The organism is Paenibacillus glycanilyticus (assembly GCF_051200795.1).
GTDB lineage: Bacteria > Bacillota > Bacilli > Paenibacillales > Paenibacillaceae > Pristimantibacillus > Pristimantibacillus glycanilyticus.
The window spans coordinates 3,661,593-3,678,474 of the sequence record NZ_CP195155.1 but is presented as its reverse complement, the minus strand read 5'-3'; the positions used below and the strand labels follow the sequence as shown (position 1 = coordinate 3,678,474).

General features: G+C 50.1%; 13 protein-coding genes. All 13 read left to right on the top strand.

The genetic code is table 11. From position 1 onward, the window contains the following. The first annotated feature begins 29 nt into the window (after positions 1-29). The gene (locus tag ACR9FF_RS16955; RefSeq protein WP_201000466.1) at positions 30-4,343 is read left to right on the top strand and encodes a PolC-type DNA polymerase III; all 4,314 of its coding nucleotides are present in this window, start codon (positions 30-32) and stop codon (positions 4,341-4,343) included. A 186-nt stretch (positions 4,344-4,529) separates the two neighbouring features. Beyond that, the gene (rimP, locus tag ACR9FF_RS16950) at positions 4,530-4,991 is read left to right on the top strand and encodes a ribosome maturation factor RimP (RefSeq protein WP_127495794.1); all 462 of its coding nucleotides are present in this window, start codon (positions 4,530-4,532) and stop codon (positions 4,989-4,991) included. Between the two features lie 37 nt (positions 4,992-5,028). After that, entirely contained in the window at positions 5,029-6,126 is a 1,098-nt protein-coding gene (gene nusA, locus ACR9FF_RS16945) for a transcription termination factor NusA (protein WP_127495793.1), read from the top strand. Between the two features lie 49 nt (positions 6,127-6,175). Next, positions 6,176-6,490: an RNase P modulator RnpM gene (gene rnpM / locus ACR9FF_RS16940; RefSeq protein WP_091181683.1), complete on the top strand. Its 315-nt coding sequence runs from the start codon at positions 6,176-6,178 to the stop codon at positions 6,488-6,490. Continuing rightward, entirely contained in the window at positions 6,483-6,833 is a 351-nt protein-coding gene (locus tag ACR9FF_RS16935; RefSeq protein WP_091183487.1) for a L7Ae/L30e/S12e/Gadd45 family ribosomal protein, read from the top strand. The genes rnpM and ACR9FF_RS16935 overlap by 8 nt, the downstream gene beginning before the upstream one ends. After that, entirely contained in the window at positions 6,799-9,636 is a 2,838-nt protein-coding gene (gene infB, locus ACR9FF_RS16930) for a translation initiation factor IF-2 (protein WP_435163179.1), read from the top strand. The genes ACR9FF_RS16935 and infB overlap by 35 nt, the downstream gene beginning before the upstream one ends. A gap of 7 nt (positions 9,637-9,643) precedes the next feature. Beyond that, positions 9,644-10,000: a 30S ribosome-binding factor RbfA gene (rbfA, locus tag ACR9FF_RS16925; protein WP_015844983.1), complete on the top strand. Its 357-nt coding sequence runs from the start codon at positions 9,644-9,646 to the stop codon at positions 9,998-10,000. Further along, positions 9,997-10,989, top strand: coding sequence for a DHH family phosphoesterase (locus ACR9FF_RS16920; RefSeq protein WP_435163177.1), 993 nt, complete (start codon positions 9,997-9,999; stop codon positions 10,987-10,989). Before rbfA ends, ACR9FF_RS16920 begins: the two co-directional genes overlap by 4 nt. Beyond that, positions 10,990-11,892: a tRNA pseudouridine(55) synthase TruB gene (gene truB, locus ACR9FF_RS16915; RefSeq protein ID WP_201000462.1), complete on the top strand. Its 903-nt coding sequence runs from the start codon at positions 10,990-10,992 to the stop codon at positions 11,890-11,892. It abuts the gene before it with no gap. 35 nt (positions 11,893-11,927) lie between these two features. Continuing rightward, complete coding sequence (locus ACR9FF_RS16910) at positions 11,928-12,875, top strand: bifunctional riboflavin kinase/FAD synthetase (protein ID WP_127495789.1); 948 nt, start codon at positions 11,928-11,930, stop codon at positions 12,873-12,875. A 164-nt stretch (positions 12,876-13,039) separates the two neighbouring features. After that, positions 13,040-13,309, top strand: a complete 270-nt coding sequence (gene rpsO, locus ACR9FF_RS16905; RefSeq protein ID WP_127495788.1) for a 30S ribosomal protein S15 — start codon at positions 13,040-13,042, stop codon at positions 13,307-13,309. Positions 13,310-13,541: 232 nt separating this feature from the next. Next, complete coding sequence (gene pnp / locus ACR9FF_RS16900; protein WP_127495847.1) at positions 13,542-15,623, top strand: polyribonucleotide nucleotidyltransferase; 2,082 nt, start codon at positions 13,542-13,544, stop codon at positions 15,621-15,623. A gap of 227 nt (positions 15,624-15,850) precedes the next feature. After that, positions 15,851-16,849, top strand: a complete 999-nt coding sequence (locus tag ACR9FF_RS16895; protein WP_317981861.1) for a polysaccharide deacetylase family protein — start codon at positions 15,851-15,853, stop codon at positions 16,847-16,849. Positions 16,850-16,882 lie beyond the last annotated feature (33 nt).

Genomic DNA, 16,882 nt, shown 5'->3' with positions numbered 1-16,882 from the left:
ATTGGATCGTACAGGAGTGATTGATTGCCATGAGCCAAACCGGAGACAACCGGCAGCGCTTTGAGCTGCTTATGCAGCAAGCGGGGCTGCCGCTCGAAATTATAAATTCCTATTACAAAGACGGTTACATCGAGCAAGTCATTGTAGGGAAAAGCAACAGAAAATGGACGTTTTGCATTCGCAAAACGTCTTTAGTTCCTTATAAAGCGTTTATGGCTTTAACCCAAGCCGTAAACATGAAGTTCTCTCATATAGCCGAAACTTCTTTTAAGCTTCTTTATGATGATGCCGTTCCATCGGCAGACATCGCCCGGGAATATTGGCCTTTGTTCCTGGAATGGGTACAGCAGGAAAACGCTTCGGTTAACGGCTGGTTAAGCAAAGCCGGCATGGAGCCGACAGACGAGATGATTGCCGTATCGATGCTGGATGGCATGGGGCTGGAGCTGGCCAAGAAGAAGAAGATCGACGAAGCGATCAGCAGCTTTTACGAACGTACCTTCAGTCGGAATTACCGGGTTAAGCTGGAGGTTGGCGAGCAGGTCAGACAAGATGCTTACGAGGAGTTCCAGCAGAAGCGGGATCAAGCGGAGAGGGAAGCCGTCATTCAGATTATGGAGAGCGTTGCCGAGTCGAATGAGGCAGAAGGCGATGAAGAGCCTGTCAAACTGGCAATGGGTTATGACATTCGCGATGAACCTACCCCGCTTATGAATATCCGTGAAGAAGAGAAGAAGGTTACGGTTCAGGGGGCTGTATTTGGCCTAGAGGTGAAGGAGCTCCGCAACGGAATGACCTTGTTCACCTTTAACGTAACGGACTTTACGGATTCCATGGCAATGAAGATGTTTGCCAAGAATAAGGAAGACGTAAAAATCCTGAGTCTGCTGTCGAATGGCAAATGGGTGAAGGCACGCGGCAAGGTCGATTACGACCGCTTCATGCAGGAGCCTGAACTTGTGATGATCCCTAATGATCTTCAGGAAATCTCTTCGCCCCCGGACCGCAAAGACAATGCGGAGGAAAAACGCGTTGAATTCCATCTTCATTCCACCATGAGCGCGATGGACGCGGTTACTCCGATTGGCGAGTACGTGAAGATGGCCGCCAAGTGGGGACATAAGGCGATTGCGATTACGGATCACAGCAATATTCATTGTTACCCGGAAGCATTCAAGGCTGCAAAGAAAAATAATATCCAAGTTTTATTCGGCCTTGAAGCCAATGTTGTAAATGACGCGGTACCGATGGTTCTGAACCCAAGAGAAGACCAGCTTGCTTCTGCCGTCTATGTCGTATTTGATATTGAGACCACGGGCTTATCCATTATTAATAATAAAATCATTGAGCTTGCTGGCGTAAAAATGCAAAACGGCAAAGAGATTGACCGGTTCTCCACCTTTATAAACCCGCATGAGAAAATCCCTTACCATATTCAGCAGTTGACGAATATCAATGATGATATGGTCAAGGATGCGCCGGAGCTTGAGCCGAAGCTTCGCGAATTTATCGATTTTATAGGGGATTGCATTCTGGTCGCCCATAATGCAAGGTTTGATATCGGATTTATTCAAGCCAATCTCAAGTCTATCGGCTTGCCGGAATTAACGAATCCGGTGCTTGATACGCTGGAGCTCGCAAGATTCCTTCATCCGACGCTTAAGAACCATCGACTTAATACGTTATCGGCGAAATACAAAGTTTCTCTTGAGAATCATCACCGTGCCGTAGACGACTCCGTTGCTCTCGGCGGTGTAATGTATGGCCTCATTAATGACGCGGCAGAACGCAATATTACGGGACTTCATCAATTAAACGATTATGTCGGTCTGGACATTTCCAATTCCCGGCCGTTCCATTGCAATATTTACGCGTTAAACGCGGTTGGCAAAAAAAATCTGTTCAAGATGGTGTCGATTTCTCATACCGAGCATTTTAAACGGGTTGCTTGCATACCGAAGAGTAAGCTTGTCGACATGCGTGAAGGCATTCTTGTCATTTCCGGCTGCGAGAAGGGTGAATTTTTCGAGACGGTGCTCAATAAATCTTATGAAGAAGCTCTTGAGGTTGCCCGGTTCTACGATGTGCTCGAGATCCAGCCGATTGACTTCTACATGCATCTTGTTGATAAAGGACTTGTAGGCAGCCGCGCCGAGATTGAGCAGGCCATGCGCCGCATTTGCGAGATCGGCGATGAACTTGGCAAGCCTGTTATCGCAACGGGCAACGTCCATTATCTGAATCCAAGGGACAAGCTGTATCGCGATATCGCCATTCATGGCATTACCGGATTCAGCCCGCTGAAGGACATCCGAAAGCCGGATGCCCATTTGCGGACGACCGACGAGATGCTTCGCGAGTTTGCTTTCCTCGGAGAAGCGCGTGCCTACGAAGTCGTAGTCAAGAACACGATTGAACTTGCTGACCGGTTCGAGCCGTTCGAGATGTTCCCGGACCAGCTGTTTACCCCGATTATTGAGGGCGCGGAAGAAGAAATCCGGAGTACATGCTATAACACAGCGAAATCAATGTACGGCGAAGATCTCCCGCAGGTTGTTATCGACCGGCTCGAGAAGGAGCTAGTACCGATTATCAAATTCGGTTTCTCCGCCAACTACTTGATTTCGGAGAAGCTCGTTAAGAAGTCCAATGCCGATGGTTATCTCGTGGGCTCGAGGGGTTCGGTAGGTTCTTCCGTCGTTGCGACGTTCCTTGGCATTTCCGAGGTTAATCCGCTGCCGGCGCATTATTTGTGCAAAAATCCGGAATGCCGGCATAGCGAATGGTTCCTGGACGGCAGCGTCCCAAGCGGATTTGATTTGCCGGACAAGAACTGTCCGAATTGCAATTTGCCAATGAAGGGAGAAGGACAGGATATCCCGTTCGAAACCTTCCTTGGCTTCAAGGGCGATAAAGTTCCCGATATCGACCTTAACTTCTCCGGTGAATACCAACCGACGGCGCATAACTTTACGAAGATCATGTTCGGCGACAAATGCGTGTTCCGTGCCGGCACAATCGGTACGGTAGCCGAAAAAACCGGTTATGGATTTGCCCGCAAGTATGCCGAGGATCATAGTAAAACTTGGCGCAGCGCGGAATTGTCCCGCCTTGCATCAGGCGTAACCGGCGTAAAGCGGAGTACGGGCCAGCATCCGGGCGGTATCGTTGTTGTTCCGAATTATATGGAAGTCGAAGATATTACTCCCGTGCAATATCCGGCGGACGACGTGAACGCCGAATGGAAGACGACTCATTTCGATTATCACGCCTTCGAAGCCAACTTGCTGAAGCTTGATATCCTCGGTCACGATGATCCGACCATGATGCGGATGCTGCAGGATTTGACGGGCGTTGATCCAACAACGATTCCGATGAATGACCCTAAAGTCATGAGCATGTTCAACTCGACCAAAGCATTAGGCGTAACACCGGAGCAAATCCGAACACCGGTTGCAACGTACGGCGTGCCGGAGATGGGGACGAAGTTCGTACGCCAGATGCTTCAGGAGACGCAGCCGTCGTCGTTTGCCGATTTGCTTCAGATTTCGGGACTATCGCATGGTACCGGGGTTTGGCTCGGCAATGCGCAGGAACTGATCAAGAAAGGCACTTGCAACATCAAGACCGTAATCGGCTGCCGTGACGATATCATGCTGTATCTCATCTATAAAGCGGGTATGGATGCCGGACTTGCCTTCAAGATCACGGAAAGCGTGCGTAAAGGCAGGGGTCTTACGCCGGAATGGATCGAAGAGATGAAGCGCTGCAAGGTGCCGGCGTGGTACATTGATTCTTGTCTGCGGATTGAATACATGTTCCCTAAGGCGCATGCCGCCGCTTACGTTATTTCCGCGGTTCGAACCGCCTACTTCAAGCTGTATTACCCGATTCAATACTATGCAACGTATTTCTCGGTTCGCGCGGAAGATTTCGACCTCGAGCTGCTCTGTCAAGGCTATGATGCCATTCAGAAGAAGATCATCGAAATCGAGGACAAGGGCTTTAACGCCACGACCAAAGAGAAGAACAGTATTTCCTTGTTGGAAATGGCCCTAGAGATGACAGCCCGCGGCTTTTCCTTCAAACCGATCGATTTATATCGTTCGGATGCAACGAAGTTTATCGTTGACGGCGAATCGCTCATTCCTCCGTTCTCGGCCATTGGCGGTATCGGGGACAATGCGGCGCGCAACATCGCGGCTGCCAAGGATGACGGAGAGTTCCTGTCCATCGAAGATTTCCAGCAGAGATCCAAGGCAAGTAAGACGATTATCGAGGTATTGACGGGCATGGGATGCTTCCGCGGATTGCCGGAATCCAACCAGTTGTCCTTGTTCTAGGCGCTGCGTGTTAGAAAACATTTCTTGTCACCCCTATGCGGTTATGATATAATTTTTGTGGCAATGATGTGGATAGAGACTTGAAGCAGAGAGTGGGGAAACCCACTCTTTACGTTTTGTAAACGGCTTTTTTCGCATACGAATCGGCCGTTTGCAGACGTACGAAGAAACAGGAGGTTACACCGATTGAGCACATCCAAAATCAAAACCGTCGTTGAGGCTATGGTTACTCCTTTCCTCAACAGCAATGGATTTGAACTTGTTGATATTGAGTACGTCAAGGAAGGCAGCAACTTCTTCCTTCGGGTGTTCGTGGACAAGGAAGGCGGCATCGATATTGACGAATGCGGCAGAATCAGCGAATTTTTGAGCGAAGAACTGGATAAGAACGATCCGGTCTCCGATGCTTACTTCCTGGAAGTGTCATCCCCGGGTGCGGAACGGCCGCTTAAGAAGCCGGAAGATGTTCGCAAGGCAGTCGGCAAGCATGTCTACATAACGACTTACGAGCCGATTGACGGTTCCAAGGAATTTGAAGGGCAGCTTACCGCGTTTGACGGCGAACAGGCTACCGTGAAAATCGGCAAAAAAGAGCATGTCATTCCTTACGCCAAGGTCGCGAGCGCCCGTCTTGCGATTGTGTTCTAAATAGCGGTTTATTTTTGAAAGGGGGAACTCCATTCCAATGAGCATGGATTTTATTGAAGCATTGTCGGAAATCGAGAGGGATAAAGGGATTGCGAAGGAAGTGCTGTTAGAAGCGATTGAAGCGGCTTTGATATCGAGCTACAAGCGCAACTTCAACACAGCGCAAAATGTACGCGTGGACATTAACCGCCATAGCGGCGTTATTAAAGTATACGCTCGCAAGACGGTTGTAGACGAAGTGCTCGACCCTCGTCTAGAAATTACAGTTGACGCAGCGCGTGAGATTAACCCTCACTATACGCTGGACGACATCGCGGATATCGAAGTTACGCCTCGCGACTTCGGCCGTATTGCCGCCCAAACAGCCAAGCAGGTCGTTACGCAGCGTATTCGCGAAGCGGAACGCGGTTTGATCTACAACGCGTTTATCGATAAGGAAGAGGATATCGTTAACGGTATCGTTCAGCGCCAGGATACTCGCAACTTGTTTGTTGACCTTGGCAAGGTTGAAGCCGTTCTTCCTCTTACCGAGCTGATGCCTACGGACAAATTCAAGCATGGCGACCGCGTAAAGTCGTATATCACAAAAGTAGAGAATACGACCAAAGGGCCCCAAATTATTTTGTCCCGTACTCATCCCGGCCTTTTGAAGCGTCTCTTCGAGCTTGAAGTTCCGGAAATTTACGACGGCGTAGTCGAGATTCGTTCCGTTGCCCGCGAGGCAGGCTTCCGCTCGAAGATTGCCGTTTATTCGCGTAACGAAGAGGTTGATCCGGTTGGATCCTGCGTAGGCCCTAAAGGAATGCGCGTGCAGACCATCGTCAACGAGCTTACCGGCGAGAAGATCGATATCGTCCGCTGGTCGGAAAGCGTAGAGGAATATGTGGCGAATGCGCTTAGCCCTTCGAAAGTGCTGGAGGTTATCGTATTCGAGCAAGAGAAAATGGCCCGCGTAATCGTACCCGATTATCAGCTGTCTCTCGCGATTGGCATTAAAGGTCAGAATGCGCGCCTTGCCGCGAAGCTGACGGGCTGGAAAATCGATATTAAGAGCGAAACGCAAGCGGAGCAGGAATACGGCCGTCCGAAAACAACGGCAGGCACCATGCACCAGGATTCCGTTTCTATCGATTAACAGCAGGCTTACATCTTGGGTCCATTAACGGGCAAAGGAGGGGTGTGCGGTGAGACCGAGAAAAGTGCCGCTTCGCAAGTGCGTGGCATGCCAAGAAATGAAGCCAAAAAGAGAACTCATCCGGGTTGTTCGGACACCAAACGAAGAAGTGCTTATAGACCTGACGGGGAAAAAAGCCGGTCGCGGCGCCTATTTATGTGGACAGGTCAGCTGTTTCAAGCTGGCTAAGAAATCCAAGGCGCTTGACCGGGCATTGAAGCAGGCAGTCGACGCATCGATTTACGACCAGCTTGAACAGGATTTCATAGCGGTTGAGGACGAGTTTCTGGCAGGCAAGGAGCGGGAAAGCGATGAAGATGAATAAAGGCTTGTCTTCGCTCGGAATGGCCATGAGAGCCGGAAAGCTTATTACCGGAGATGAAATTGTGCTCAAGGCGGTTCGTAAAGGTGAAGCGCAGCTCGTGATCATAGCGGGCGACGCTTCTCCAAACACGAAGAAGAAGTTTCGCGACAAATGCAACACCTACGGGGTACAGCTCGCCGAAGCATTTGACCGCGATCAGCTTGGAAAGGCCATTGGAAAGCCGGAACGAGTCGTACTGGCGGTAACTGACGCAAAGTTCGGAAAAATGATTGCAGGTCATCTGAGTCAAAATTCGGAGGTGGATAATATTGAGCAAACAACAGGACAACAGCAAGGACAATAAAGATAAAACACGCGTATACGAATACGCGAAATCGCTAAACATGAGCAGTAAAGAAATTATAACGATTCTTAAACGGCTTAATCTGCCCGTTAATAATCATATGAGTGTCATGGAAAACGAAATGGTTCAAAAAGTGGAAGGCTTCTTCCGCGATATCAAGCAAAATGCGGCTGCGAAGCGTGCCCAGGAATCGGGCAGTGCTACCGTATCGGCGGCACCTCAGCCACAGGCACAGACCGCAAGCAAGCAGCAGAATCAAACGGTACAAAAAAATCTATCTCAGGACAGACAGGGGCCTATGAATTCTATTAAAACGACATCTGAAACCAACCAATCGCAACAAGAACAACGTCCGCAAAGTCAGCAAGGAAACGAAAGTCAAACGAACGCTAGCCAGGCTAACGCCGGCACTAGCGACAATAGCGCAAGCAGCAATAACAGACCGCAGAACAGCGGCAACCGTCAAGGTTCTTATCAAGGCCAAGGCGGTCAAGGCGGCAATCGTCCGCAAGGCGGCGGTGGTTATAACCGTCCGCAAGGTCAAGGCGGTCAAGGCGGCAATCGTCCGCAAGGCGGCGGCGGTTATAACCGTCCGCAAGGCCAAGGCGGTCAAGGCGGCAATCGTCCGCAAGGCGGCGGCGGATACAACCGTCCGCAAGGTCAAGGCGGCCAAGGCGGCAATCGTCCGCAAGGTCAAGGTGGCGGCGGATTTAACCGTCCGCAAGGTCAAGGCGGCGCACCGGGCGGCAACCGTCCGCAAGGCGGCGGCGCACCGGGCGGTAACCGTCCGCAAGGTCAAGGCGGCGGACAAAACCGTTCGTTCGATTCGTCCCGTCCGGCACCAACTTCGCGTGGTACTGCGGCAGGCGAAACCAACAACCGTAAAGGCAACAATGCGGTAAACAAAAACAGAACGGGTGGCAACAACGGAAGCCAAAAGCGTTTCGACGACGGCAAGCCGAACTTTAGAACGAATCCTAACGGTCGCGGCAAAGGCGGCAGAAACAACCGTAACCATTCGCAGCAGCCACCACGCGAGAAAATCGACAATACGCCTAAGAAAATCATTGTGCGCGGTACGATGACAGTAGGCGATTTGGCTAAGCTGCTTCATAAGGATGCGTCCGAAGTTATCAAGAAGCTTATTTCTCTTGGCGTAATGGCTACTATCAACCAAGAACTTGACATGGATACCATTCTTTTGATCGCTCAAGAATTTGGCGTAGAGGTTGAAGTGAAAATTCCGGTTGAAGAAGATACCTTCGAAACCGTGGAAGAAGTGGATGACGAAGCGGATTTGACGACTCGTCCACCGGTTGTAACGATTATGGGTCACGTTGACCATGGTAAAACAACCCTTCTCGACGCTATCCGTCATACAAACGTAACGGGCGGCGAAGCAGGCGGTATCACTCAGCATATCGGTGCTTACCAAGTTGAGATCAATCACAAGAAAATCACGTTCCTCGATACACCGGGTCACGAAGCGTTTACGCTTATGCGCGCACGCGGTGCTCAAGTAACGGATATTACGATCATCGTTGTTGCAGCCGATGACGGCGTTATGCCTCAGACGGTTGAAGCAGTCAACCATGCGAAAGCGGCTGGCGTGCCTATTATCGTAGCGGTTAACAAAATCGATAAACCGGAAGCGGATCCCGACAAAATCAAACAGGCGCTTACGGAATACGAACTCGTTCCGGAAGAGTGGGGCGGCGATACCATCTTCGTTAACGTATCGGCTAAGCAACGCCTTGGTCTGGAAGAGCTGCTCGAGATGATTCTGCTCGTGGCTGAAGTTAATGATTACAAAGCGAATTCCGACAAACGCGCACGCGGTACGGTTATTGAAGCCGAGCTGGATAAAGGTAAAGGTCCGGTAGCACGCGTTCTCGTACAACACGGCTCGCTTAAAATTGGTGATGCTTTCGTTGCCGGCAACTGCTTCGGTCGTGTCCGCGCAATGGTCAACGATAAAGGCCGCCGTATCAAAGAAGCCGGTCCTTCTACTCCGGTTGAGATTACCGGCTTGACAGAAGTACCGCTTGCAGGCGATCCGTTTATGGTATTTGAAGACGAGCGCAAAGCAAGAGCAATTGCCGACCGCCGTTCGATCAAGCAACGTCAGTCGGAGCTTGGCGCGAATTCCCGCGTTACGCTTGACGATTTGTTCAAGCATATTCAAGAAGGCGAGATCAAAGATCTCAACATCATCATCAAGTCTGACGTTCAAGGTTCGACAGAGGCCCTCAAAGGCTCCCTTGCGAAAATTGATATCGAAGGCGTTCGCATCAAGATTATTCACAGCGGCGTAGGCGCGATCACGGAATCCGATATCAACTTGGCTGCGGCATCCAACGCTATCGTAATCGGATTTAACGTTCGTCCAGAGCCGCAAGCTGATCTTGCTGCTCAACAGGAGAAAGTAGATGTTCGTCTCCACCGCGTTATTTACAATGTCATCGAAGAAATCGAGCAAGCCATGAAAGGCATGCTGGATCCAATCTTCAAAGAAGTTGTTCAAGGCCAAGCGGAAGTCCGCAACATCTTCAAACTCAGCAAGGTTGGCGCTATTGCCGGTTGTATGGTTATCAGCGGCAAAATTACGCGTAACTCCGAAGTTCGCGTCATCCGCGGCGGCATCGTTGTATTCGAAGGCAAATTGGATACCGTTAAACGCTTCAAGGATGATGTGAAAGAAGTTGCTCAAGGCTACGAGTGCGGTATTACGATCGAGCGGTTTAGCGACTTCAAAGAAGGGGATATTATTGAAGCCTTCGTAATGGAGTCCGTAGAGAGGTGATTAACGCATGGCTAAAATTCGTGTAGGACGGGTCGGCGAACAGATTAAAAAAGAGCTGAGCCAAATTATCCAGACCGAGTTGAAGGATCCTCGTATCGGATTTATTACGGTAACGGGTGTTGAGGCGACAAGCGACCTTTCCCAGGCGCGTGTCTACCTCAGCGTGCTCGGCAGCGAAGAACAGAAGGAAGAAACCCTTAAAGCGCTTGGCAAAGCAAACGGATATCTCCGTTCCGAGCTTGGCAAGCGGATGCGTCTCCGTCATACGCCGGAGCTGCTGTTCAAGTTCGACAGCAGCATCGAGTATGGCAGCCGTATCGAAGGGCTGCTTGAAGAAATCAACCGTGGGAACAAAGGCCAATGACGGCCGGCGTTGACTACGGGCAACAGCTTGAAGCTGCACTTGCATTTATGCGGGAAGGAGACGACTTCTTGGTCGTCTCCCACGTGCAGCCCGATGGAGATGCGATCAGCTCTACATCGGTTATAGGCTGGATGCTTGATCAATTGGGGAAAACAAAAACGCTGATCAATGAAGGAGAATCTCCTTCACGGCTTAACTACTTAAGAGGCTTTGATCAAATCGTCAACTATCGCAAAGATAAGCCGGGGCAAACGTACACGCATGTCATTGCGGTCGATTGCGCCGATTTTCGGCGTATTGGCGAGGTTTCAGCCTTGTTTGCGCAGGATGCGAAAATACTTAATATCGACCATCACCCGACCAACGACGGGTTTGGCGCGGTTAATGTCATTCGTCCTCACGCTGCGGCCACGGTCGAGATCCTGTTCGATCTGATCGATTTGTCCGGTTTGAACATCGATGTGGAGTGCGCGACGGCCATCTATACCGGATTGCTTACGGATACCGGAGGTTTCCGGTATTCCAATACGAGTCCAAAAGTAATGGATGTTGCTTCCCGCATGCTCTCTTATGGTGCGCCGGGGCATCAGCTTGCCGATCATTTGCTTGAGAAAATGACGATGGCTAAGCTGAAGCTTCTTCAGCGCTGCTTGGCGAGACTAACCTTTACGGATGATCAACAAATCGGCTGGCTGTATGTCGGCAAGGATGATATGAAAGAGGTAGGCGCTGTGCCGGATGATCTGGAAGGGATCGTCAATTACGCGCTTAATATTGACGGTGTGGAAGTCGGGATTCTTTTCAAGGAAACCGAAGATGGCGGAGTTAAGGCAAGCCTTCGATCTGCGGGAAAAGCGAATGTAGCGGCCATTGCTCAAGCGTTGGGCGGCGGCGGACATGTCCGCGCAGCCGGTTGCCGGATGCAAGGAACGCTTACGGAAGCGATGCAGGAACTTGTTGAAGCGGTTAGAAAGGCGTTGAATGAATAGATGGACGGAATTATTGCCGTATGGAAGCCTGCCGGTTGGACTTCGCATGATGTAGTGGCGAAAGTACGGCGAATCGTTCGCATGAAGCGTATCGGGCATGCGGGAACTCTTGATCCGATGGTTACCGGAGTATTGCCGCTATGCCTCGGAAGATCCACAAGGGTGGTTGAATATTTGCAAGAGAGGCCTAAAGCCTACGAAGCCGTTATTCAGCTAGGTACGGCTACGGATACGGAAGACTTGACGGGGACAGTCCTTGAAGAGCAGACTGGTATTAAGGTTACGAGAGAACAGGTGCTGCAGGTGCTGCAAAGCTTTGTTGGAGAGATCGATCAGGTTCCGCCGATGTTCTCCGCCGTGAAGGTAGACGGGAAACGGCTCTATGAGCTCGCAAGGGAAGGCAAGACCGTTGAACGGAAATCACGCAAAGTGACAATCCATCAGATTGATCTTCTTGACGCGGTTCTTGACGCGGATAAGCCCCGATTCACCTTTTCCGTTATCTGCTCCAAAGGTACGTATATCCGTACGTTATGCGTAGATATCGGCCGTGCGCTGGGCGTTCCGGCTGCGATGGCTGAGCTTACCCGGACGATGTCCGGAGGCATTACGAGAGAGCAATGCGTCACGATTGAAGAGCTGGAGGAGCTGCAGGCTGCAGGGAAGCTGGAGGAGAAATTGCTTCCGGCTGATATCGCGATTGATCATCTTCAGCGGGTTCAAGCAAATGCAGCGGTTACCGAGATGGCGCTTCGAGGGCAGAAAATACCGTACAATCGGATGGCCGCTTCCTTCGATTCCAGCAGTCTCGTACGCCTTTATGGCGAGAATGATGCTTTTATCGGAATTTTTGAGGCCGATGATCAAGCATTGGCGCTTAAGCCGGTGAAAGTATTTTCCTAACCGGGATTATATAGAGGAATTGCAGGTGTATCAGCATGGAAATTATAACCCTTAATTATCCTTTATCCGAATGCCCGGCTTTGCTTCAGAACAAGAAGCTTGCCGTGGCAATCGGACATTTTGACGGTGTTCACCGCGGCCATCGGAACGTAATTACCCAGGCGGTACAAATAGCGAAGGATACAGGGGCTTTGTCTGCCGTTATGACCTTCCTGCCGCATCCGAAAGAGGTTCTCGGACAAGGCGATCAATACTTCAGCTGCTTGACGCCGCCTGAAGAGAAGAGGGCTTTATTTGCCGAGCTTGGCGTCGATATCATGCTTGTCGTGAATTTCGATCTGACCTTTGCGGCAATCAGTCCGCAGCAGTTTGTGGATGAAGTGCTGCGTCCTCTGCATGCCGCGCATGTTATTGTCGGATTTGATTTTACCTTTGGCGCTAAAGGCATGGGCAATCCGGAACTTATGAGGACGCTGGGCAGTCCCGATATTACCGTCGATATTGTTGAGCCTCTTTACGAGAATGGCGAGAAGGTAAGCAGCACGTATATCCGTGCCGCACTGGAGAAGGGCGACATTGCGCTGGCAACAACTCTTCTTGGCCGTCCTTATGAAGTGGAAGGCATTGTTGTGCACGGCGATGCCCGCGGTAGAACGATCGGTTTCCCGACAGCCAATGTAGGTTTGTCCAAGCCTTACGTAACGCCTTGTCTAGGGGTATTCGCCATCAAGGCCAAGGTGGCAGGAAAAACTTATTACGGCGTGCTTAATCACGGAATGAAGCCGACGTTTAACAAAGAAGAGATCCGTCCCGTATTAGAGGCGCATCTGTTCGATTTCCATCAAGAGATTTACGGAGAACCAATCACTCTGGAGTTCCATTCCTTTATCCGTGCGGAGAAACGGTTTGGTTCCGTGCATGAATTAATCGAGCAGATTGGGGAAGACGCGAAGCAAACCAAGCAATTCTTTGGTTTGTCCTAAGCGGCGGCATTTACTTGCCTTCTTCATTGTGCTATACTAAGTAACGTTGTGGGCGAGAGCGGCTTGTCCGTTATCGTACCGCATTTGAACCTTAGCTTGGAAATCAGCTCTCACCGGCGGTTTCGAGGCTAATGGCGATTAACTGAAATAGGAGGTGAACAAGGATGGCAATTACACAAGATCGTAAAACACAACTGATCGAGACTCACAAAACACACGCGAGCGACACGGGTTCCCCGGAAGTTCAAGTGGCTATCCTGACGGAAAACATCGTGAACTTGACGCAACACTTGCGGGAGCACAAGAAAGATCATCATTCCCGCCGTGGTCTGCTCAAGATGGTAGGTCAACGCCGTAAGCTGTTGGCATACCTGAAAAACAAAGATGTTAAACGTTACAGCGCATTGATCGAAAAACTCGGCCTTCGCCGCTAGAACATGTTTCATGAAAAGCAACCTGGTTGTCTTGCCGTCCGGGCTACCGGAACCGGCAGAATCGGGTTGCTTTTTGTAATATCACAACATTCAGCAGGATATATCAGCCCTGTTCTCGAATGTAATGAAAACCAATGGTTACATAACTACGACTATAAGCACATGCTTGCGCATGAAGCAAGTGTGGCTTCATTACTTTTTTTAGGAGGGAATACGTTTGCAACGAGTAGAGATGTTATTAGGCGGCAGACCGCTTGTTCTGGAAACAGGCCGTTTGGCGAAGCAAGCTAATGCAGCAGTAACGGTACGCTACGGGGATACCGTTGTTCTTTGTACGGTAACGGCTTCGGCTGAACCGAAAGACCTCGATTTCTTCCCGCTTACTGTTAACTATGAAGAACGTTTATATGCGGTTGGCAAAATCCCTGGCGGATTTATCAAGCGCGAAGGACGTCCTAGCGAGAAAGCGATCCTGAGCAGCCGTTTGACTGACCGTCCGATTCGTCCGCTGTTTCCGGAAGGCTTCCGTAACGATGTACAAGTAGCTAATATCGTAATGAGCGTAGACCAGAACTGCACGCCGGAAATCGCGGCAATGATTGGTACTTCAGCGGCATTGAGCATTTCCGACGTACCATTTAACGGTCCAATCGGCGGTGTAAATGTAGGTCGAATCAATGGTCAATTCATCATTAACCCGACGGTGGAGCAAGAAGCGGAGACTGAAATCTTCGTAACGGTTGCCGGCACAAAAGACGCAATCATGATGGTCGAAGCAGAAGGTAATGAAGTTGCGGAAGACGTGATGCTGGAAGCGATCATGTTCGGGCATGACGAGATCAAGAAAATCGTCGCTACGATCGAAGAATTGCAAGCCGCTGCGGGCAAACCAAAAATGGAAGTAAAACTTCACGCGGTTAACGCTGAAGTGAATGCCGCCGTTCGTGCCTTTGCTTCGGACAGGCTGGTTGAAGCGATCCGTATTCCGGAGAAGCATGCACGTCAAGATGCGATCGACGCTGTTAACGGTGACACCGTTGCTCATTTTGAAGAAGTGTATGCCGAAACTCCAGAACTTCTTGCCGATGTGAAGGAAGTACTGTATGACATCGTCAAAGAAGAAGTACGCCGATTGATTACGCATGATAAAGTACGTCCTGACGGCCGCGCTCTCGAAGAGATCCGTCCAATTGAGTGTGATGTTGCTCTGCTGCCGCGTACGCACGGCTCCGGCTTGTTTACACGTGGACAAACACAGGCGCTCAGTATCTGTACGCTTGGTGCGCTTGGCGATGTTCAAATCCTGGACGGCATTAGCCCGGAAGAGACGAAACGCTTCATGCATCATTACAACTTCCCGCCATTCAGCGTGGGCGAAGCCCGTCCTCTGCGTCCTCCTGGCCGCCGCGAGATTGGTCACGGCGCACTTGGCGAACGCGCGCTCTCGAAGGTTATTCCATCCGAAACGGAATTCCCTTACACCATCCGTCTGGTTTCCGAAGTTCTCGAATCGAACGGTTCGACTTCCCAGGCAAGTATTTGCGCGAGTACGCTCGCTATGATGGATGCAGGCGTACCAATTAAAGCCCCGGTAGCCGGTATTGCAATGGGTCTGATTAAAGACGGAGATCATTTCTCGATCCTGTCCGATATTCAAGGGATGGAAGATCATCTTGGCGACATGGACTTTAAAGTTGCAGGTACAGCCCAAGGTGTTACAGCTATCCAAATGGATATTAAAATTAACGGAATCGACCGTGCGATCTTGTCGCAGGCACTGGAACAAGCCCGTATTGGCCGTATGCACATTCTCGGTAAAATGACGGCTGTTATGTCCGAGTCGCGTTCGAGCCTGTCGCAATACGCTCCGAAGATCCTTACCCTTCGTATCAACCCTGATAAGATCCGTGACGTTATCGGCTCCGGCGGTAAAATCATCAATAAAATTATTGAAGAAACCGGCGTAAAAATCGATATCGAGCAGGATGGTATGGTCTTTATCGCTTCTTCGAACGAAGAGATGAATCAAAAAGCGAAGGCCATCATCGAGGGTATCGTAAAAGAAGTCGTTATTGGCGAGGTCTATCTCGGAACAGTTAAACGTATTGAGAAATTCGGTGCGTTTGTTGAAATTCTGCCGAACAAAGACGGTCTCGTTCATATCTCGCAGCTGTCCACTGAGCGCGTAGCGAAGGTAGAAGACGTTGTTGCGATTGGCGACCAAATTACGGTTAAAGTTACGGAAATCGATCAGCAGGGCCGTATCAATCTGTCCCGCAAAGCTGTTCTGACTCCACAAGTTCCGGCGCAGTAATTCTACTGCGCTTCTATAAGCAAGGCAGCAAAGAGCCAGATTTGATCTGTCTCTTTTTGTTTTGTTAGCACAAAGAGACAGATCCGTGACTGTCTTCTTTTTGTTTTGCCTTTTATGCGCATAATCTCGTCCAACTCCACATACCTATTAGACAAGCGCAGGCGTATGGATAAGCTATGCCTGCATTAGCCATAATAGGTGGCCTATATCGATAGGTAGGAGCTGGAATGATGCGTATGCGGAATAAAATCATCGGGCTTTGCGCTTCCTTTATCGTACTGTTTGTTTTTATCCGGCTGAATGTCGGGGGTGTCATGGATTATATTCAAGCAGTAAAAGGGCAGGAAGCTATTGTTACGGGGACAGAATCCGCTATTTCCGATGAGGAAAAGGCGAAGCTGCGGGAAACAATAGAAGCAGAGGCCCAGCAGCGCTATGTTGAACCCATTGATGCGCGGATTGACCGGGTGTGGAAAGCGATTCCCGGTTATAACGGGCTGGAAGTCGATGTCGAAAAAACGTATCAACAAACGCTTGCAAGCGGTAAAACGACGCCTATTCAGTATGTATACAAAGAGATTCCCCCGAAAATTTCTTTGAAGGATTTGGGGCCATGGCCGATCTATAAGGGGAATCCGAACAAGAAAATGATTGCGATCATGGTTAACGTCGCTTGGGGGAACGAATATCTCCCGGCTATTTTGAACACCTTCGATAAAGAAAACGTGAAGGCAACCTTTTTCCTTGACGGCTCCTGGCTAAAGAAATATCCGGATGTTGCGAAGCAGATTCAGGAACGGGGACATGAAATTTCGAATCATGCGTATTCGCACCCCGACATGAAAACGTTAAATAGACAATCCCAGTATACGCAAATTTCCCGTACCGAGGATTTGATAAAGGGAACGCTAGGCGCGCAGAACAAATGGTTCGCTCCGCCTTCCGGTTCGTACAATCAGACCACCGTTCAGGTTGCCAGCGAACAAGGTTTAATGACGGTTATGTGGACGATTGATACGGTGGATTGGCGCAAGCCGTCCCCGGATTGGATCATTCAGAAAATTTCCTCCAAGCTGGAGCCCGGAGCATTGATTCTTATGCATCCGACCGCCTCTTCTAGAGATGCGCTGACAGGCATGATACGAGAAGCGAAGCGTCAAGGATACGCTTTGGGTACGGTCAGCGAAACGCTGTCGCCAAACCGGTTGCCTTCTGCGGTTGAGTAGATTCCCTAAATTTGTTATAGTGAAATCATTCAT